This is a genomic window from Candidatus Nitrosocosmicus agrestis (genome assembly GCF_008389435.1).
Taxonomy (GTDB): Archaea; Thermoproteota; Nitrososphaeria; order Nitrososphaerales; family Nitrososphaeraceae; genus Nitrosocosmicus; species Nitrosocosmicus agrestis.
Genome location: NZ_VUYS01000005.1, coordinates 65,301 through 87,106 on the forward strand (window position 1 = coordinate 65,301; position 21,806 = coordinate 87,106).

Genomic DNA, 21,806 nt, shown 5'->3' on the forward strand with positions numbered 1-21,806 from the left:
CTACTTCTTTAGCGGTTAGATAGAGAATTTACAGTGTAGGTATTTAGTATCATTGATCATTAAATCTATAAATCTATTATTTAGATACAAATCTTTGAAATATCTAGATATATTTTTATTAAATAGTGGATTATTCTTCCAGCTGAATATGTAAATGTGTTGAGATTAATATTGAACTTGTAAACCGGTGTCCAGAAGTATATGCTTTTCAAACGGAGGTTAATGATGATGGGGATGTTGATTTGAGTATGTATGGTAAAAGCCAACAACAAAGAGGTGAGAACAACCTTGGATGAAATTATGACTAGTTAATTCATACCCTTTTTACTTGTTTCTGTTTTCCCTTTGGAATATTCATTGATTAAAGCAGAAAAATAGTATTTGCTTTTAAAAACTTGAGGAAATTACAAAGATAATTCCATTACAAATAAAATTAGATAAAAAATGATCTTAAATGATCCATCAAAAGCAATTGGAAAAATATTAGATACTAAATTATGAGATGGATGGAGAAATATACATATCACCATCATCTTTCATATCATAATCTTAATGTTCTCGAACCTGTCTTCTACAAATTCATTTCTGTATTTGATTAATTCTTTTTATAGGTTGTAAAGTGCCAGAAATAAATAGTAAATAGCAACATTAACTACTGTTAATAGAGAACCGATTTTAAAGAACTCAAAGAATGTAAATACCTTCATTCCTTTGGATTCAGCTGTTTGCATTATGATGATAGTGCTTGCAGCACCAATTATTGTCAAGTTGCCTGCTATTGTACTTGCTGCAGATAACATCATCCATTCAGAAATATGACTTTCATCAAAACCATTTTGAATCATAAAAGGAATGTAAGAAGCGACAAATGGTACATTGCTAAGGATTTGACTAACAAATATACTCACAGCAGAAATAATGGTATTATTATATAGCGTGTATTCAATCACGTCTTGGGTATTGTTAGTAGTGTTATCATCGAGTCTGAATGAGGGAAAATAGTCCATTAGGCCTGGAATAAGTCCTGATGTCCATAATGCGGCTGTGAAAATAAACATGCAAATAAAAAAAACTATTACCGAGTAGTTTACGCTTTTTAATATTGAAATTCTGTCCCCACTTACAATGTATAATACTAATGCACCAGCAAGTGATATTATTCCAATATCTATGTAAACTCCTGTAAACATATTTCCAATCTCTGATGATACTATGGCTCCTAAGGTACAAAGAAAGACCGCAGTTGAAATTTTAGCCAATCTGTTTGAGAACAATTTCTCAGTCCTGTCAACCTCTGAAATGCCATTTGCAAGCTTGTATTCTTTATTATCTTGATGATTTTGGATAGAAAGTTGGTTTGTTAGTTGTTGTCGGCTAACGATTAACTCTTTTTTGTAGTAGTGCTTTAAAATGAGACCACTTAACAGCAAATTAATTATTGTAGGTGGTCCTAATAACGAAACAAATGAGATGAAAGGAAGAGGAATTCCACTCTGGCTCGCTATAAGCAAGTTCTGAGGACTTCCAATGGGTGTCATTACACTTCCAACGTTAATTCCTATCGCGATTGAAATCAATACTATTGATGGCTTTACTTTCATCTGATTGCAAATTGATATAGCAAATGGTACAAGCAATATTGCAGCTGTATCATTGACAATGAAAGCTGACAGAATCCCCGAAAGAAATACAATCATTATAATTATGTTATTTGTTTTCTCTCTGAGTTTCGCAAGAGTTAATCCAATTATCCAGTTTATTACACCCGATTTTTCAAGAGCAGTTGTAATGCTAAACATTCCAAAGAGAAAACCTATTACTTGCAGATTAATTGACTTTAACGCCGATTCTAAAGGTATTATTCCATAAACCATCACCAGTATAGCTCCGATAGACATTATCAGCCAAAATGGAATATTCTTTAGTTTTGTTCTAGCAATGATTAAAGAATATACTAATAGAAAAATGCAGAATGTGATAATGATTTCGGCCAATTTTACTTCGAATTATGAAAATCATTTAATTTTGACGTCAATAGCAAATAAATCCTTGCCCATGTCGGTTAATAAGTTGTCGGGACTTATTTTAAACTTGTCTAAATAGTATTAACTTAATAAAACCTAAATTGTGTGCTTTATGACACTTTTTTTAAGTTGAAGTAATCTGCCATCAATACTTGTTGTATCGTTTGAACAAATAAAAGTTCGATCATGATTTTGTCGAGTTAAATTGCAAGCGCAAAAAAATTTTATGCTTATCCATAAATTTTTGCAACATTAATTAGGTCTACTGTGTCAATATTTGCCCATTAGATGATGCTTGGCATTTGATCGGGCAGAAAGGTCTGATCCTGCCTATATTTAGTGCTAGTAATTGAATTATGGTGTAAATACTCCTAGTAAAACCCAAAGATCTACAATGTCAACAATTCAGGTTTCCCTAGGAGCAAAGACATGATATGAAATCTGCCTTGTTTTAATTGAAAAGAATAATGCTATGAGGATTATCATGATTCTATTTCTTTACAGATATTTCTTTTCAAATCTACACAGATCTTGAACATATAATATTATAGATAGATAAACTCTCTGGATATAGTCTCCCATAGTATTTCAAATTTATTCTTATTCATACATGATGTCATTTCTGGATCTATCCAATTTGGTCTTAGTAGATATTGTTGTATGGAAATTGTGAGACTGTGTTGCCATATCTCATAGCTTTGACAGCTATTTCCATTTTATTTAAAGCAAAGTTCTTTGGAATCGCCAGCCTATAATAGTTTGAAAATTGGAAAACGAAAGCATAGGGTATGAAATCCATCTAAAGAAGCGTCCAATAGGGCCTGTTAAATTGGACCACTTTGGATTAGTGAAAACAGACATTCCACAGCTCAAAGAAGAAGGTGATTTTTTAGTTCGAAATATTTGGATGTCAGTAGATCCATTCTTGCGTATTTACATGGCCTCAGGAACCAAGCATGCAGCGGCTTTTGAATTAAATAAGCCACTCACGGGAGGATGCATTGGAGAAGTAATAGAATCTAAAAGTTCCAAGTTTAAAGTAGGTGATTATGTCAAAGCCAATTTCGGTTGGAGAAAATATTGGATTGGCAAAGATATGGACAGTGTAGAAAATTCCATATCTAAAATTGATTCAACAATAGCACCTTTAAGATCTTTTCTTGGATTACTTGGAATCACGGGCATGACTGCATATGTTGGACTGTTTAAAATATGCAATCTGAAAGAAGGACAAGATGCTGTATTTGTATCTTCAGCTGCTGGAGGAGTAGGTTCGGTTGCATGTCAACTGGCCAAGATAAAGGGGTGTTTTGTTGTAGGAAGTTGTGGAAGTGACGAGAAGGCAAGGTGGTTAGTTGACAAACTAGGTATAGATCATGCTTTTAATTACAGAAAGATAGGCCAATACAATATATCGGAGGAGTTAAAAAGAGTATTCCCAAATGGAATCGATCTTTATTTTGATAATGTTGGAGGTAAACACCTTGAAGCTGCTATTGACAACATGAATACTTTTGGACGGGTTGCTTTGTGTGGAACTACATCTCAATACAATGATGACGGTAATGCTTCTTATAATAACCAAAACAAAAAAGTCACTAAATCCAATTCTGATGGTCCCTCTAATCTTTCATTAGCTGTTTCACATAGACTTAAACTTCAAGGTTTTATATGGAGCGATCACTTTGATATTTTGAATGAATTTAATGCAAATATGTCTCAATGGATCAGTGAAGATAGAATAAGACTTCAAGAAACTATTTTTGAAGGCCTGGAAAATGCACCAAAGGCCTTTGTTAGTCTCTTTAATGGAAAAACCGTAGGTAGAACTTTGGTTAAAATTGATTAGGTCACAAGCTAAATCTTGTTTAAAAATCGATTTTTTGCAGTTACCAACAATAAATGATCTGATCATGTCATAAAAAAATTATGCACACAAAGTCCAAAATATTCCAAATAGACTGATAATTGAAACTATTGCTAATTGGAAAAATCAGACAAGCTTGATTGAGATTGTCCTTTCATGTAATCGGGATTATTATTTTGTCTTTCCAATTCTTTTTTCCAATCTGATTCTGGCAAATTCATTAATTTTAAGAAATCATTGACGGACTGAGGACCAAATCCTGCAAAATGATTATTAAATGCGATCAAAATATCTTGAATTCCCGTATTTTCATTTTGCGTTTCTCTTATTTTTTTTGCATATTCAAGCATTTCTTTGCTTCTATCTTTTACAGTTTTACCAAAATCTATATCAGAGATACTTCTATCACCGATAAATCTCACATAAAGCTGGTTGGTTGTCACAATAAATGGTGATTCTAATTCATCACGGACACTCCACACCCATGAAATGTCGTGTTCTTTCAAAAAATCAAAAACTTTATTGCTAAACCATGAGGAATTTCGTACTTCTAAAGCATATCTGAACCTTTTATCTAAAAAACGAATCATGGTTTGGAGAGAGGTAAATCCTTTCTTTTCAGACAGAAAGGGCGGGAGTTGAATTAGCAAGGTTAATGTTTTTTCTGCCAGTGGTTCCAGGGCATAGAATAGTATTGATAGGGGTTTAGAAACATCTTCTAATTTTTTTTCATGGGTTATTACTTTGGGAAATTTGAGAGAGAACTTAAAATCTGATGGTGTTTTGTCTTTCCAACCTCTTACCGCTTCCCTAGAGGGGATATGGTAATAAGTAGAATCAACTTCAACAAACTTAAGAAATTTGGAATAGTAAGATAAGTAATTTTTATTGTCTATGTTACGGGGATAAAAGGTGTTTTTCCAACCTTCATAACTCCAACCTGAACAACCTACGTAATAATTATTCAATTGATTAATTAAAGGAAAGGTACTTAAAAATAATATAACTTGTTATAAATTTTTTATTATTATTTTTTTATATTTATCTTTTAATTGAATAATACAATACCTTTTAGATAGATATTTGATTAATCAATATGTATTTTAGAAATAAGCTTTTCATCAATAACATTCTAATAATCGTGTTGACCACATGCAGTTTTCATATAATATAATATAATAGAATTGATTCATATGGACTTTCGTTCATCATGTGTTTATTATTACCAGATATATTGCGGTTTATTTTAATATACATGAAAAATAAGTTGATACATATAATTTTTTTGTTTAAATCTTTTACATAGAAATTTTATTTACTTTATGAATTATATAAAAATAGAATGTTGTAAAAAAAGAATTAAGTAATTGTGCTAATAGTGGATTGTATCGATATCAAATTTTAACAATCCTATTTTTCTTCATCGTTACTGTCATTAGCAGTGTTTAGATACACAAATATCGGAATAAATCTTGGATTCATAGTCATGTCTCTATTCGCTCTATCGCATATATGATTATATGATCTAGTCGCATTAGAGATTTCAAAAAGCAGATAATTTAGTAAGGAACTTAATTCTAGACAAAGATTATAAAGATTTCGTTTTCTGATTTTCAGTTCATTGTTCTCATTACTAAGATTATTATGAAGTAATCTTTGATCCTTTACTTTATAATTAGTGTTCTTTAACTCTGTTAATTTTTGTATAAATATATCCCAATCTTTGTTCTTGCTTTTACTATTGTGTTTATTAATATTATTATTGTTGTAGTTATAATGCGAGTCCAATTGTGAATTATCGTTATATCTGTCATTTACAAAATCCGAAAGAAAATCGTTATTCTTAAAGTCTAAAAATAGATTTCTCATAGATATAATATGCTGATTGGTCACCCCATTATTATGTAAAAATAAAAGAGAAGTGCTGGCTATAGCTTGTAATTTTAGTGTACTCGCATATTCAGGAATTTCCTTCTTTAACTTTTTCTTTTCCATTCTATATTCGTTTATTACATTTTCGAATCCTACTTTGTCGTCATACTGGTCCTCTATATCCTTGAGAAATTTATTACCCACTTCAATGGGATTGATGTTGTTTGCATTTGATATTTCCATGAAAATTTGTCGTAATTTTTTTAGCTCCTTTAATCCAAAGCCATAATTATATAGCTCATTGTAGACATTGATTGTCTGATTACAAGAATATAATTGGTCTTTAAGATAGGAAATCTGATTTAGTAAATGGTCTCTTATGGGGGCGTTTGAACTAATATCTTCATGTATCTTTATTTTAGCTTGATTTAGGGATTCTATACTTTTGTATTCTAATATTACTCGAGAAGGATCATATCCATAACCTTTGAAATCATTGATTAATTTGGAAAAAGCCTCTATTTCGTATTCAATATTTAGATTGTACTTGACAGATAATTCCTCACCTAGATTGTCATACCATCTAAAATAACCAAGTTTTTTTTCACTTTTTTTGGATAGATCATTTACATCTGATTCTAACTTGATCTTTTCCTCGATAATTTTTTGAATTCTATTCTTTATTTCACTTTCTATCTCCCATAGTCGTTTGATTTCATTCTTTTTTCGATCAATAAAAAAAGAGACCTTTGAAATGAGTGGTATATCGGCGACAGAGTTAGCAATTAGGTCTGTTTGAATACTTGGAAAACTGATGTATCTAGAATCTATGGCATTATCACTTCGAACTACGTTATTGTTACCATTATCATGATCATCATTTGGTGAATCTGATGGGATTTGGTTATTCGAGGGGGAAAATAAGGCAAAGGAGGATGAGGTGGTGGATGAGGAGTTGAAGTACCCCAACATATCTGTTATCCACTTGACCGCGATTGTTGGAGATATCTGATGATTTTTACATTCTCCGTACAATAATTGCACAAAGTATGAAACAGGATTGAGATCGGGTCTTGTATTATTAGTCTTTTTAGTATTTTTCTTTTCATTTGTCCTTTTCCTAGCGAGTCCAGGATATATTGAATCTAAAAGTGATTCTTCCTTGAGAGTCGGCCTTATGGATCCGGAATTATCAAGAATATTATTAATATTGCTGTCAGTATAGTCGCTTCTCAGCATCCAGTCATGCGGTTCATCTGGAATTCCAAACTCCATTAGCATTTGTTTTACCCTAAAACCCTCTATACAATCCTCTATGGTGATACCTGATTCTCTTAGGTTTCTCAAAAAAGATCTTATATCTTCGATATTCCCTGCAGAAACCCTTCTATTCCAATCGTGAGTGATAGTATGAACTGTTGTTTTGGAAATCCCGACCATTTTTGCAATTTTACCCATAGAATAACATGGATGTGCAAGTGAATTACTTCTCTGTAATAATGATAATTATTTTCTGACATAAGATCTATCTACTCAAATGCTTATAAGACTTCAATTTCTGCACTGTTCATTGAACCGTTCGCTTTGTTCACTAATTCGTTCAGCCTGAAAATTATGGTAAAATGCGAGGAAAATGTCATTATAGGATTAGCAAGACTCAGTCACAATTTTTCAACTCGAGTTAAAGTAAATTAGATGATTTTGCTTAGTCAATGAAATCTTTTACCTCAATCCAAAACCAATTGTATATGCTTAAACCATTATCAAAAAGTATGCTTATATCTCCATCGACCTTCCATCAAACATTCAAAGTTATTGACTATCCTGATGGTTTTAATCTCGACAAGGCAGTTCAGGGATGGTTTTATTAATAGTGGAGATCTTAGCATGGAAATGCAGATAAGTTCCCCTATTTTGATATTTTCAATGATTAGTTTTCTTACTAATAATGATGCTGAACTATTGGACACGGCTTATATACTCATTATGATAAATGATACTGAATGACAAAAAAGGTCAAGCTTAACGTCATTTCTCCGCCTGCTGAAGGATCGAGAATAATCTTTGCTACTCATGATAAAGACTCATTAGTTAAAGGTATTGAACTTGAAACCTATACATGTGGAAATTGCGAATTTGTCTTGGCAGAAAATATTATTCCAAATACATATAACGATATAGTTTTTCGGTGTCCTTCCTGCAAATCTTATAATGAAATAGCCAACTAACGATTATTTTTTTTAGAGATGTACCGACGACTATAATGGTTTAGAAATGACAGGTCCTTAAGTTATCAATTACCGTTAATTCTATCATTTGGTTTTACTGGTTTATATGATCAATGAGGTCATTTCAAATCCAATATTAACTTATTTCTTACATCCATCGATACATATCTTGATAGGAGAAGAAAATTCCTATTTTCTATTTTGAAGATTAGTGGTGGAACTCCAATCTCAACGTGTAATCGCAAAGTCATCACAAAAGATTTACTCAATATCTTCAAGTTTTATACTTTTCACCTTCCTTTATTGATATCGGATTTATTCATGTAATGTAGACTTGGGTTTGTATAGTATTCGATGGCAATATGATCTTCATCAGATACAGAAGCAGAGTTAAACCCTACTGTTACATGCGAGTAGGGGATTCTGATAACATAACTATTTTCCTTTCCTTTAGAGTTTTTAATACTATTAGATATACAATTTAAATTCTATCATTTTGCTGTTTGAGTGATTTGAAAATATCTTGCACATTTATTCAGACTTAAGGATATATGTTGAGAACTATATTTCATTGCAGGGTTTTACTCATATAATAAAGAAGAATTAAGTAGTAAAAGGAAATCCAAAGACGTATGTAACAACTTCTTATACACATGCTTATTTCGAATGCGATTTTGCATGTGTCTATACAATTAGCGCATGTCAGTATGTCCTACAATATACGTAAAAATCAATAAAATTTCTAATAGTCAAGAAATATTCGTCTAATTGTTAAAATGAAGATAGGGATGGATATAATAAGCACAAGGCTTTTTCTATCTTTCCTATCCCCATAGAGACTACATATAGGTTGACTTGTAAAGTTGGTTATTGTATCATATTTCTCAAATATAAAAATATCGATTATCACTGCCTTTGCATTTAAGAAAATATGGATATATAAATAAAGTATCAGTAATTTTTATCATTGTTAACAAGTATATCAAAAATACTTTGGAAATTGAGATAAGTCGAGTAAGCTACTGCTAATACTTGTCAAACTCGCCTCAAAAAGAATATTCTCTTATAAATTAGTAAAATTCACATACAAAAATACTTTACAAGATTTATTTCATTCATTTGAATTTTTGGGGTCGAAATTTAGTTTAATCTACTACTGACCCTGTCTCATATAGGGATTAGTATGTTATAACTATAATTAATTCTAACATAGCCTCTAACATTTTTATCGTTTGGTGCTTCCCTTGCAATATTAACATATCTTTGATGGTCGTCTAAATATTTGGATGGAATATAATATACTGGCAGAAGGCCTTGAGCTTAAAAATGCACTGGTTATAAGAGTTCTATTAGATATATGGCCTTAATTACTATCGTGAGTAAACATGTTCATGTCTGTATAAATATCTGTATATTGTTAACTGAATTTATAGATTTATACCTTAAAAAGATATCTACAATTCTAAGACTCGAAATTTGTTAAAAAGATTTACAAATAGATAACGTCTTTAATCTCGAAATAAATAAATTAGTTATGCTAGATCTTAAAAATGAAAATCTAATATTGATGTATCATCAATAATTTACTTTACATTGGAGAGGGTAAATTAGTATCGGATTCATTAGAATTTCTACTTTGGTTGCTTGTTTGATTATAGGATTCGTCTAATTTTAGAGTTGGGTTATTTGGATTTGTTAAATTCGAGGAGTTTTCTATTATTGATTGGGCTGTTACTATATGTTTGTAATTAAAAACTGCGGTGATACTAAAAATTCCAACTAATACAAACAATACAACTCTGATCATAAATTTATTAGATCACAATAGTATAAATATTTCCATATTGAAATTCTAATTTTTTTTGAAATTGTTCTTTTGTTGTAATTTTTATATGGTGCGTAGTTTGAATATCATAACCACCTAACCTTACAAAATTTCTTAAAAATAGAATCATCAATAAATCAATGAATAAAGATCCATTCATTTATCAAATACGAGATTAAATTAAGAAAAAGAAAAATAATAGTTAAATTAATAGAATTTATTTCGCAATATTATGTAACATTTCTTTTTTCTTAATCTTTTTGAGTGCATCTTCGAAATGACGCATGCTTATTCTGAATTTCATAGATCTTGGACTAATAATATTTACTGTCTCTTTGTTGTTATGATGACTGATAGCTTGAGAAGTTATTTTGGCGTTATCTAACTTTTCCATCAAATTAATGTGTTCTTTAATCGCTAGTATAGCTGCAGCATTGACCAATCCTTCTATATCAGCACCAGTATAGCCTTCTATCTTGTCTGCAATCTTATCTAAGTCACAGGTAGGGTCCAAGGGTTTTTTCTTTGTTTGTATTGAAAGTATCTGGCGTCTAGCATTTTTATCAGGTGGTGGAACTTCCATTATTCTATCAAATCGGCCTGGCCTAAGCAATGCTTCATCTATTATGTCGGGTCTATTTGTAGCTCCAATTATGACAACCCCTTTTAAATCCTCAAGACCATCTATTTCCGTCAATAACTGAGATACCATTCTATCAGTAACATTTGTATCAGACGATCCTGCTCCGGTATTTCTTCTAGGAGCTACAGAATCTATTTCGTCAAAGAAAATAATGCAGGGAGAGGCTTGTCTCGCTTTTCTAAATATTTCTCTTACTCCTTTTTCAGATTCTCCGACCCATTTAGACAACAATTCGGGACCTTTAACACTAATGAAATTGGATTCTGACGTGGCTGCAACGGCCTTTGCTATCAAAGTTTTTCCAGTACCGGGTGGACCATATAACAAGATACCTTTTGGTGGTTTTACATCGCCTTCTGTAAATAAATAGGAATACTTCAGTGGCCACTCTACCACTTGTGATAATTCTTCCTTGATTTCCGACAATCCCCCAATGTCTTCCCATAATATGTTTGGTCTTTGAATCTGAATTTCCCTCAAAGCTGAAGGTTGAATGTCCTTTAAGGCGTCTTCAAAGTCATTATTTGTTATTTTTATTTTGTTTAAGATCTCAATTGGGATTTTTGATTGTTCCATGTTTATCTTAGGTAATTCCCTGCGAAGTGATCGCATAGCAGCCTCCTTTGATAAAGATTCTAAGTCAGCCCCAACAAATCCATGAGTTACTCTAGCAAAGTATTCAAGGTCTACATCATCCATCAAAGGCATTCCCCTAGTATGAATCTGAAGAATATCTAATCTTCCATTCTTGTCTGGTATGCCGATTTCTATTTCTCTATCAAATCTACCGGGTCTTCTTAGAGCTGGGTCAATAGCATTGGGTCTATTTGTAGCTCCGATTACTACTACCTTCCCTCTACCTATTAACCCATCCATTAAGGTCAATAACTGAGATACAATCCTTTTTTCAATATCACCGAAGACTTCCTCTCTTTTTTGTGCGATAGAATCAATTTCATCTATAAATATGATAGATGGGGAACTCTCTTCAGCATGTTTAAAGATCTCTCTTAATCGTTCTTCAGATTCACCATAGAACTTACTCATTATCTCAGGCCCGCCAATAGAATAAAAGTTTGCGTTTGTTTCGTTGGCAACGGCTTTAGCTAACAATGTCTTTCCAGTTCCTGGAGGTCCATATAAAAGAACACCTTTGGGGGCCTCTATCCCAATTCTTTCAAATATCTCTGGATGTCTTAGAGGAAGCTCTATCATTTCTCTAACCTTTTGTACCTCGTTTTTCAATCCTCCAATATCTTCATAGGTAATCCTAGGCATTAGTCCTTTTAATGGGGCTTTTGAAATAGAACTAATTATAAATTCGGTTATATGTGAATCTATTATGGTTACCTTGTTAATAGGACTAATGCTGTTAATTACAAATCCTATCTTTCTTCCCATCATATTTACAGGAATGACATCCCCTCTAGTTATTACTCGACCATCAAGTAATTCAGGAAGGTGTTCCTCCAAGCCTACTACATTGAGTTCTTCAGTTGGAGAAAGTATAACCTGTTCAGATTTTTCTACATTTTCGATTTTTCTAATACTTATACGGTCATCAATTCCCTCTCCTATGTTATTGCGAGTATAACCATCTATTCTTATCAAGCCCTTTCCGTAATCTGAGGGAGGACTTGACCAAAGCAAAACATAAGTGCTTTTCCTTTTCTTACTTATTATTTCAATAACATCTCCGGTCTTTAGCTGCATACTTTCCATTATCTCTGGGTCGACTAGAGCCATTCCTTTCCCTACAAACTTGGGATCAGTTTCAGCAATTTTCAGTGTTGATTTTGGATATTGATTTATGTTGTCTTTATTTTTATTGTTATCAAGATCAACCATATTTTATAACCACCTTAAACATTATTCTTTTACAAAAAATAAGAGGTAGATAACATATGCACTCACCTTCCGTTACTGTTATTCTATTTTAATCTCTTTTCCATTTGATTTAGTTTGCTGTTTCTTTAATTTTAATTTCAACTCTAATATACCATTGGAGTAACTGGCCTTTGTCGAAGTATAATCAATTTCAACATTGAGAGGCAGCTCAGTATGGTATTTTTTCTGATTATTTTCCCCATGTATTGTTATGAGGCTCTCCGTTGCATTTACTTTGATATTTTCTTTTGATAACCCAGGCATTTCTGCAGTGATGATCAAAGTATTACTCTTTTCATCTATGGTGGTATCAACTAAAGGTTCTCTTGAACTGGATTGTTCTACGAGTCCTCTAGCTCCTGGTTTAACATTTCCAAATTCTCTGACATGAGGCCTCCCGTCAGGACCTACTGTTATTTGATATCCGTAGTAATATGGAAATGTGGATACTTTTCTAAATGCATCTACATTAGAAGGACCAATACCTCTTGCAGTATTAAAAACCCTATTTATCATTTCTTCAGCCTGTGCAAATTCCCTGTCCATTTCGTCAAAAAAGTTTCTGAATGAATTTCTTCTTGGTATTATATCTCTTTCCCAATAGTCAAACATTCAATCCACCTCACTCCTTATGTTATAAATATTACAAATATATATTTTTCTAACATATGTGTTCTATATTATTTAAAGTAAAAAATAAATTACAGATTTTTACTTTATTGGGCTGGTAATCAACTAATGGCTATAACCGAATCTGTAACCAAAATCGTCAGCACAAGTCAAAATCAATCCATACAGAGGGTAAAAACTCTAACTAAACTACTATCAGTCGAATTACTCTCTATACTAGGATTACTCCATTTGACGTTAGTTAAATCCAGAGGTGCGCTAACATATGCTCAACTTATCCAACAACAGGAAGGTCAAACACAAACAATAACTGATCCATGGTATCGATCACTAGAGATAGCACAATCTAAAGTCCAAGCAGCTCTTTCTCTTGGAGCATTCGGACATGGTGTTCCTAGGTTACACCATCTAACACCAGCTGATATACTAGTGGCCTTTAGAATGTCTGTTTTAATAGGAATTTGCATATATAGGGCGATCAGAACGTTACTTAAACATACTAATAAGGGAAAAATGTGTAGAATGTTATTATTAAATAAAATTACTATGGATGTTGGTACATTTATCTATAAACTATTATTTAAATGCGATTATTTATGGGGATAATAAAAAGATGAATTCTAATCAAATCAGAAGTTTGGAAAGCAAATCTATTATACAAAGAGACAATGTGACCAAAAAGATTCTAATAGATATCCCAAAACCATTAATCATTAGATTTCTATCTTTGCCAAAGAAATGGAAAAAAAATTTATTCCTCAATTTTTAGATTTTTGGTAGATGGATGATTTATGAGTTGCAATGGAATTTGTGAAAGATTTAAAGCGAAAAAAAATCCTTCTATTTCTTCCAGATATGCTCAAGGACAAAAAAGGTGCAGTGTTTGTGAGATTTTCATACAATGGAATGATAGTCTATACTGTCCTTGTTGTAGTTATAAGCTAAGGACGCGATCATTTAGGGGATTTGGTACGAGCAGAGAACAAAGAGAAAAACTTATTAAAAGATACTAAAAGCCATCATGACTTTTCAGACTTTTTTCTTTTTAGCCAAGGACAAAGTGTATAATTGTATCAAGTTATTCTGGTTGCATTTTATTCTAATAAATGTTCAACCAAACTTTTACTAATTTCAGTATTAGGACTTATAAACATGAAGGGCACATTTACAGGATCCTTAAGTTATTTGTGCCCCTCATGTCAATAGAATCCATTTAGGGAAGGGAGAATTCTACTCTACATTTCTACAGTGAATGTCCATAGAAGGATGATTGTTGGTTACTCATGACTTTGTGTGCTGGAATAATCCATCTCACATCATCACCTATCCATTTATTTGCAAAACCGATATTTTAAATTTATTTGTTCTAATATGAATGCTTCATATTATAAAATATTTAAATTGAAATTTTCCTCAGCCTTTTGTTTTGAATTTAACTTTCAAAATGAAAAGGATTCATATTTCTCTTTTTGAATAACTAATGGTTACTGTCGGTTAAGCTGTACTTTCAGTTATGGTTGCTTTCTTTGGATAATTTAAAACAAAAAGAATCTTGGATTAAAAACCTTCAAGACGAACGTTCCTAGTTCCAATGTGTAAATTTTAATAGGAGATCAAATTCTAATAAGCTTGTTGAGGTATATCGAAAAAGAAATCAAATCAGTACCTTATTTAGTCAAAGCATGGGATGTTATATATTTCAAAACAATTAACTAATTTTATGAATATGGGGATGATTTATCTATCCATAATTAAAATAAACAAATGTTGAACTGAATCACATCCCTATTTCTAATGACATCAGCACACACTTTTAGACAACCTAGGTGACAAAAATACTATTATAAGATCGCAAATAAAACAACAGGAAGATGTTTATATAAAACTTTAACGTATATAGTTGTTACAATGGTCAAAGCACGAGCATTAGTAAATGTATCTGCTACTGCTACTGTAAGAAAGAACAAGCCGAATCCTTCATCGACTAATGGAACCTTTACAGATAGTATATTGGTATTGTGCTCCACTGAAAACTGTTTAAACAGTGTGACTGCAAGGTGCACAATTTGCTTAGAATACTGTTGTTATGACCATGCATTTTTACATAAACATTCAATGGAGTCATTGGAAATAATCAAATAATATACCTTAACCTATTTTTTCATGATGTGTGGATATTGACTATCTATTTCTATTTGAACCCATATTGATAATTATACTACATGATTTTACAATTTGGTAAGATTGAGGAACGAGATTAGGTAATTAGAAAGGGCAATTAACCCCGCAAATGAGTTATTCCGACTAAAGGATCTCTCTTCTCCCTTCATCCAAACAGCATTGTTTTGTCGTTCTGCTCCTTCATCATATTCTATCCATAGAGCTTGAAGCTAAAGAATTATTTTAAATGTTGGTGCGTTGTGTTGTGTTGTGTTGTGTGAATACAATTGACATCATTGCCAGTGGTTTTTGAGTATACTCAAATATTATTTACTATCTAGGGGTATAGAATATTATTACTGCTCCCAAAAGTACTATAAAACCACCAATTATTTCAAATCTATTTGGTCTCTTCTTATCGACAATTAATCCCCAAACGATTGTCACTGCTACAAAAATTCCACCATAAGCCGCATACACTCTACCAAAATTCGATGGCTGAAGAGTTGGAATTATTCCGTACACAAATAATATGATACCTCCAACAAATCCAATGGTTATTTTCTTTCTCTCTCTTAGCCACTGCCATACGAGATATCCTCCTCCTATTTCAGCTACTGCTGCAACTAAGAACAATCCAAATGTTGAGACGATAGAGGTTAAGTTAGAGTTAACCGGAAGTATTGATTCCAATTTTTTCATCTTCTTTACGTGGGTAGTAAAAAATAATGAGGACTCCTACTCCAGCGACAATTGCTCCCACTATATCATAAATATCCGGAACTACTCCTTCAAAGAGATAACCCCAACCTAAAGCCATTATGATAAAAATTCCTCCGTATGCTGCATAAGTTCTGTGAAAATGAGTTTTTTGAAATGTAGGAATTACTCCATATAGAAACAAAACAAAACCACCTAGGGCTCCAAATATCCAACTATGGTTTTCGCGTAACCAAAGCCATACGAGATATCCACCACCAATTTCACATAAACCTGCCAGAAAAAACAAAATTAATGAATAAAAAATATCCTTTATTGTAATGCCCAATTATTAATTGATAATGATTTAACTCACTTATTTATCTATTAGACTATTTCTCTTTCTCACATATTGCTGGACAAATCAAATTTAGCAGTTCAAAATACGACTCAAGGGGTTGAATCTATAATTAAATTGTGTGAGTTATAGAATCAAACTCGATTCTAGTGATCGATAATGTCATCACTCGGAAAAGTAGAATATAGTCTAGAAGTATTTGAGGTTAAGTTAAGTTCTCCGAATACGAGTTTTATTCCAAAGTGATGGGTAGTGGTTAAACATTGGTAATATATTTAGATAAATTACTTAACGATAACTATTTACTATTATATTGCATTTACTATTACTATCAGTTTTTTAAACTATTAGTTCTAAATATAGGTAATATGATGTTATTGTATAGATTAGTTAGAAGATATAATGATATTTAGAAGTTGGAATCTAAAACAATAACTTTGTCATCATATCGTTTCATAATAATTTAGAATAGATTACAAGCAAAAAAATAAAAATATCTTAAGAAGATTTTGATTCCAAAATCTCTCACATTTTGCATGGGATCTTTCTTTAACCAATCAATTATCTTTTTATAATTTGAATTCACATTTTTGACATTGATTCAACCATTATTATGGTATGATGGAATATTACATTAAGAACTGCTTTGATTGAATGAAATACTGGATTTTGATATGTGCTGTATAATCTGTTACTTTATAGAAATTTATAATATTGTAATATAATAATATAAAATGATTTTAGCTGAATAATGCCAAGCAACCTCTGACGGAGTCTAATGTATTAAAGAACTTTCCATTTTCCACACAAAGAGAAAATCAGAAAGGGGTATTGAATGATATTTTGGATGCGTTTAATTCTGGTTATAGATGCATAATATTGGAAGCTCCCACAGGATTTGGAAAGAGTGCAGTAGCCATTTCAGTTGCTTTAAGTCTAGGTTCTAGCTATATATGTACTTCTACAAAAGACTTGCAAACTCAGTATTGCAATGATTTTCCATATGTAAAGGCAGCTAAGGGGAAAAATAACTTTTCTTGTTTACTTAAGCAGGATTTTATAGACAATGGGACCTATCAGTGTGGGATATGTGGTTCCTCTCACCCCAATGAATGTTACCACACAACTGTTGAATACGGCCATTGTATGACTGACGAAGCCTTTAAAGAAGACGGTTGTAAGTACAGAACTTTTGCAAAAGATTATCAGATCAGTAATAAAGGAATTACAGATGAAAAAATTTGTATTGCCAATGACACTATACAGAGCTATCAAAAACAATATTCTGAATGGTTACCTATTAGCAACCTGAAAGTACGAAGAGAGTGGAAGCCTTGTGAATATTTTAATCAATTAAATATTGCATTGGCATCGAGTCATTCTATATTCAATTATTCTATCTTCCTCGCTTTCTTATCCTATAATAAACGCATGGGCGAGAGGGACCTTTTGGTATTGGATGAAGGCCATCTTTTAGAAACAGAAATTGTAAAGTTTAGAGGATTATCGATATCTAAAAAGAGATGGAAACGATATATATCTAATTTTGAAATTGTTGATTATGGTTATGACAGTGTAGAAAGATGGATTGATTTCTTGATAGATCTTGAAACCAAGATGCTGTCTTTAATTGGTAATGCTGATTTGGCAGGTATATTTGATATCGAAAGAAGTATCAAATATGCATACTATAATTCAAGAAATATGTCATCAGAAAATCCCGATAACAAAAAAAGAATAGTTTCTGCAAATGAGTTGTTTGAAAGTGATGTTGAAATAGCAAAAAAATATTCCAATGATGAAATTGCATCAAAAGCTAAGACGATGAACCTTAGCAATGAGATTGCTATTGATGCAGTCAAAGATACGGATAGATTAACTCGAACTATAAACAGCATACTTGCAAATCCAAGAAATTGGATAGTTTCTGAGATTAAGAAAACTAATTATAAGATAGAGAAAGTGGAACTAAAGCCATTAGATATCTCGCCATATTGCAATGCTGTATTTGAGAAGGGATCCAAAATACTAATAATGAGTGCTACTATTCTTAATAACAAGACATTTTGCAAAGGAATTGGTTTAACTCCTGACGAGGTAAAGTTTATTCAGGTTGACTCGGATTTTCCAATTGAAAATAGACTAATTTATCCACTAAATATTGCATACCTTAATTACAGTAACTTACAATCAATGGATATTGTGTCTAAAATTTCTACGACTATTGATAAAATAATGTCTATTCATAAAAATGATAAAGGAATAATCCATACGACATCTTATGAACAGCTTAATTTTATCAAAGAGAATTTGTCTAAGGAAAATGCTAGAAGACTTTTGATTACTGATCCAGAAATACAAAGGGATGAAATAATCTCTCAACATACTTCAAGTCCAAAACCAACTGTACTTATTTCACCCTCACTTCATACAGGGCTTGACCTAAAAGATGGTTTATCAAGATTTCAGATCATAACTAAAGTGCCTTATCCAAATAAAAGTGATAGATGGACAAATGCAAAAAGAGAAGTTGATGCAGAATGGTATTATTGGCAGACTGCGTTGAGATTAATACAGGCATATGGAAGGTCGGTTAGATCTAGGGAAGATTGGGCAAGAACATACATTTTGGACTCAGCTTTTAGGTATTTTGTAAGAAAGAATAGAAATACTATACCGGTATGGTTTATGCAAGCAATTAAAGGTTATTGAAGATAGGAAATATCTTTTTTTTATTTTATCGGATTTACATCAATACTTTTTGAATGACTATATCCCTATCTATAATTGACAATTTTTGATAAGGCTAGATCAATGTGATTTTGTTTCTGTATGTGCCTTAGAGGTATGAGATTTAGTGTAACATATATCAATCGAAGGAAAAACTACAATAAACACTCTCTCTACTTTAGTTCAATTTTTTTATCGTAATAGCCGCAGTACATTCCTATTAGTCCTTCTTATTGATGGAATGATCATTTCAATTTTTACCTTCTTTGCCAATACCAAGCTTGAGTTGATATATTTTATATACGTTTATGTAAATTTAGTTATCACTATCCTATTTAAGATTCTATTTCTTATAATATTTACATATAGTTAAATAATTATATAAATAATATTCATCGTATAAAACCTATTTTGAAATATGATAACCTATCTATTAGATTATCGAGAACAATAAATCGCAATTTTAATATCCAATCTAAATTCGATTATCAGTATTTTTAAAGAATTCAATTCATAAGGAATATGGTATTTAAGCATACGGAAATATAGTCCCGATGCCTAGTTTCACGTGTCATAATGTTGGATTTGTCTGCAGTTATGAATTATATATTCAAATGATGAGATAATTGTTACCAAAGTTAAAGAATATAATAAGAATAATCATAAAATGATCCCAAACGATTTTACACCAGATCCTTAAGAAAATATAAGTGGCTCCATAACAGAAGCGAAATAGAAATATTGATTGATCTAGAGAACCCAATGACTCCATTTACATTTGAGATTCTAATCCCAAATTGATTCATTCTAAGTTACTATATGACTTTACTATTTGATGATTAGATAAATAATATAACATGGAGTTGTATTTAGAGTAGTTAAGACCATTCTCAACTTGGAAAACTAAAATAGATTACTAGTTAACCTGTCAAAGAAGTGCAAAATTCTGTCGTATGTTTTTAGTAGGTTACTGAAGACATATAATAATCCGCTTCTCATAAAACCTTGAATTCTTGAAAAGTGTGTAAATACTGTGCTAAAAGATAACCATCACTCTAATATACAGTCTTATTCACTTATAATTGGTAAACATGATAAATATATATAAAAAGTAAAACGATTGCTTAAAGTAATGTTCCTAAATAAACTGCTATTGACTATTTGTTCTCATCGTAGTAGTTGTAGAATTTGAATTACCAGGTCCTTGGGTAGTGGTAGTGGTAGTGGTAGTGTGTGAGTCATTACTATTTCCAGGGTTGGTATTATTACTGCTGTTTGAGGCCTGATTTATCGAGTCAAATGTATTTTCAATATTGTTACTTACGGCATTATTGATAGTGTCTGTAAGACTTTGGGCATGTGCGAATTGTATTACTGGCAGCAAAAACAAACCCAGCAGGATATAGGTGATATTCATAGATTTACTTATACAAAATAGTATAAAAAGATGGAGTTATTTATTTACCTGATAAAAGCTCAAAATTAAGGGACAAATAATCCTGATAGACTTTCATTTTTTTCTTCATTTATCCGAGACAAGATGATAGTCATAATTGAACTATTTAGATTAATGAAATAAGTTACAAAAAGAATACGGGAATATTATCTTTTGTATATTGCCTATCCAGAGCGTATCCTTTGTAAGATGTATATTTATATGATTATACTAAAGTAACATAGTTATATTGCTACTAATAGTTTGAAAGCAAGTGATTTAAAAAAATAGAAAATTGGAAATACATTAAATATAATCCTGATAAGATTTCTTTCGATAGATTGGAAACAGTTTTAATCGAGATCTCATTCATGTAATTCAGTAGACTAGTTCAAGGAATCTGGGTATGGTGTATATATATTCTAATATTGATTTCTTGTCGTTAATTGAATTATTAAATTGCATTGATAAATATGACATGATGAGGAAATAAAGAAGGATGTCTAATATTTTGATTTAATCTTCTTGTAAAAGGCCATAATACGTGATTTTCGTATGAACAAGATTGACACAGATGCCATTATAAATAATAGCCAAGCAAGAATTGTTGCAGATTCTGAGTATTCAATCATTTCTTGTTATTGATAATTGACAGAGAATTATAAAAAAATACTGTATTAAGTAGATTATTTTAGAGTAAATAGGACCACTATCTTACTTTGTCTATGAATTCTTGTTATTTCTTCTTCGACTAAACTTGACTATCAGCCGGGTTTATCATTCAGATGTAGACAATTGGTGTCAGATTGATGTAGGTGTTTTAAGAAGACAAATCCTGAGATGCTAATATTCATTTCCTTGTTTGTCTCACGTGGCCTTGACTCCCAAGCATTTATCGATGGAGGTCGGCCAGTCCTATCAATTCTTTCAAATACTATAATGATTATAATCGTAAAAACAAAATCACTCATATATCATAAACTATTTTACTAAATATCAAAATTAGCTTCTTTTTTATAGATACATGTGTAATAAATGGTGTATGTAAATAATTATGTTATTTTGAAATACTTAAAACAAAAGGAAAAGTCGATAGTCAACTATACATTTAAAAAAAAATTTAAAAAAATTTATGTAAATATATGACTTTATTTCTTTATCGTATTAATGTATTGAGGTTATAGTGCTAGAGCAAAAAATATGAATTTTCATTATATATATTTAATATATGACTAGAATCTCTTGATGAAAATAAAATTGAGATTAACGCATTAGTGTATGTCATATAGTTATAGTAAGACTAACAACCCCGAGATTTCTACTCTAATTGGTATAGATAATTTAATAATACTATTTTAAAATAAGTTTATTATTATTAGATGTACTCTTCTTAACTAATATCAGAAATTTTGATTTGTCTTAGAATCTTCCTTAAGCGTGTTGCAGTA

The 21,806-nt window shown here is 31.4% G+C and carries 15 protein-coding genes; 4 read left to right on the top strand and 11 right to left on the bottom strand.

The features are described 5' to 3' along the window. Window positions 1-605: 605 nt before the first annotated feature. On the bottom strand, window positions 606-1,994 hold the full coding sequence (locus F1Z66_RS04240) for an SLC13 family permease (RefSeq protein ID WP_149862367.1): 1,389 nt from the start codon (window positions 1,992-1,994) through the stop codon (window positions 606-608). Between the two features lie 796 nt (window positions 1,995-2,790). Here F1Z66_RS04240 and F1Z66_RS04245 point away from each other — a divergent pair. Next, window positions 2,791-3,873 carry an NADP-dependent oxidoreductase gene (locus F1Z66_RS04245; protein ID WP_149862368.1) on the top strand — a complete coding sequence of 361 codons (1,083 nt, stop codon included), beginning with the start codon at window positions 2,791-2,793 and terminating at the stop codon, window positions 3,871-3,873. Between the two features lie 131 nt (window positions 3,874-4,004). Here the strand turns inward: F1Z66_RS04245 and F1Z66_RS04250 are convergent, their stop codons facing one another. After that, window positions 4,005-4,859 carry a DUF72 domain-containing protein gene (locus F1Z66_RS04250; protein WP_159357464.1) on the bottom strand — a complete coding sequence of 285 codons (855 nt, stop codon included), beginning with the start codon at window positions 4,857-4,859 and terminating at the stop codon, window positions 4,005-4,007. A 442-nt stretch (window positions 4,860-5,301) separates the two neighbouring features. Beyond that, window positions 5,302-7,221 (bottom strand): hypothetical protein, encoded by a 1,920-nt coding sequence (locus tag F1Z66_RS04255; protein WP_149862370.1) that lies wholly within the window; start codon window positions 7,219-7,221, stop codon window positions 5,302-5,304. A gap of 545 nt (window positions 7,222-7,766) precedes the next feature. Here F1Z66_RS04255 and F1Z66_RS04260 point away from each other — a divergent pair. Beyond that, window positions 7,767-7,991: a hypothetical protein gene (locus tag F1Z66_RS04260; protein ID WP_149862371.1), complete on the top strand. Its 225-nt coding sequence runs from the start codon at window positions 7,767-7,769 to the stop codon at window positions 7,989-7,991. Between the two features lie 1,588 nt (window positions 7,992-9,579). Here the strand turns inward: F1Z66_RS04260 and F1Z66_RS04265 are convergent. The 3 genes from F1Z66_RS04265 to hsp20 all read right to left on the bottom strand — a co-directional run bounded on the left by F1Z66_RS04265 (window position 9,580) and on the right by hsp20 (window position 12,958). After that, complete coding sequence (locus F1Z66_RS04265) at window positions 9,580-9,798, bottom strand: hypothetical protein (protein WP_159357465.1); 219 nt, start codon at window positions 9,796-9,798, stop codon at window positions 9,580-9,582. 235 nt (window positions 9,799-10,033) lie between these two features. Further along, window positions 10,034-12,307: a CDC48 family AAA ATPase gene (locus F1Z66_RS04270; RefSeq protein WP_149862373.1), complete on the bottom strand. Its 2,274-nt coding sequence runs from the start codon at window positions 12,305-12,307 to the stop codon at window positions 10,034-10,036. A 78-nt stretch (window positions 12,308-12,385) separates the two neighbouring features. Continuing rightward, complete coding sequence (gene hsp20, locus F1Z66_RS04275; RefSeq protein ID WP_149862374.1) at window positions 12,386-12,958, bottom strand: archaeal heat shock protein Hsp20; 573 nt, start codon at window positions 12,956-12,958, stop codon at window positions 12,386-12,388. A gap of 126 nt (window positions 12,959-13,084) precedes the next feature. Between hsp20 and F1Z66_RS04280 the strand changes: the two genes are divergently transcribed. Next, window positions 13,085-13,582, top strand: coding sequence for a hypothetical protein (locus F1Z66_RS04280; RefSeq protein ID WP_149862375.1), 498 nt, complete (start codon window positions 13,085-13,087; stop codon window positions 13,580-13,582). A 1,235-nt stretch (window positions 13,583-14,817) separates the two neighbouring features. On the opposite strand, the gene F1Z66_RS04290 is transcribed toward F1Z66_RS04280, so the two are convergent. From F1Z66_RS04290 to F1Z66_RS04300, 3 genes are all read right to left on the bottom strand, one after another. Continuing rightward, entirely contained in the window at window positions 14,818-15,039 is a 222-nt protein-coding gene (locus F1Z66_RS04290) for a hypothetical protein (RefSeq protein ID WP_149862377.1), read from the bottom strand. A 430-nt stretch (window positions 15,040-15,469) separates the two neighbouring features. Further along, window positions 15,470-15,829 carry a YnfA family protein gene (locus F1Z66_RS04295; RefSeq protein WP_201448575.1) on the bottom strand — a complete coding sequence of 120 codons (360 nt, stop codon included), beginning with the start codon at window positions 15,827-15,829 and terminating at the stop codon, window positions 15,470-15,472. Further along, the gene (locus tag F1Z66_RS04300) at window positions 15,807-16,184 is read right to left on the bottom strand and encodes a YnfA family protein (protein ID WP_149862379.1); all 378 of its coding nucleotides are present in this window, start codon (window positions 16,182-16,184) and stop codon (window positions 15,807-15,809) included. Before F1Z66_RS04300 ends, F1Z66_RS04295 begins: the two co-directional genes overlap by 23 nt. Before the next feature lie 852 nt (window positions 16,185-17,036). On the opposite strand from F1Z66_RS04300, the gene F1Z66_RS04305 reads away from it, so the two are divergent. Then, window positions 17,037-18,905 (top strand): helicase C-terminal domain-containing protein, encoded by a 1,869-nt coding sequence (locus tag F1Z66_RS04305; protein WP_149862380.1) that lies wholly within the window; start codon window positions 17,037-17,039, stop codon window positions 18,903-18,905. Window positions 18,906-20,073: 1,168 nt separating this feature from the next. On the opposite strand, the gene F1Z66_RS04310 is transcribed toward F1Z66_RS04305, so the two are convergent. Both F1Z66_RS04310 and F1Z66_RS04315 read right to left on the bottom strand, forming a co-directional pair. Continuing rightward, window positions 20,074-20,340 carry a hypothetical protein gene (locus F1Z66_RS04310; RefSeq protein ID WP_149862381.1) on the bottom strand — a complete coding sequence of 89 codons (267 nt, stop codon included), beginning with the start codon at window positions 20,338-20,340 and terminating at the stop codon, window positions 20,074-20,076. Window positions 20,341-21,122: 782 nt separating this feature from the next. Further along, complete coding sequence (locus tag F1Z66_RS04315) at window positions 21,123-21,329, bottom strand: hypothetical protein (protein WP_149862382.1); 207 nt, start codon at window positions 21,327-21,329, stop codon at window positions 21,123-21,125. Between the last annotated feature and the right edge of the window lie 477 nt (window positions 21,330-21,806).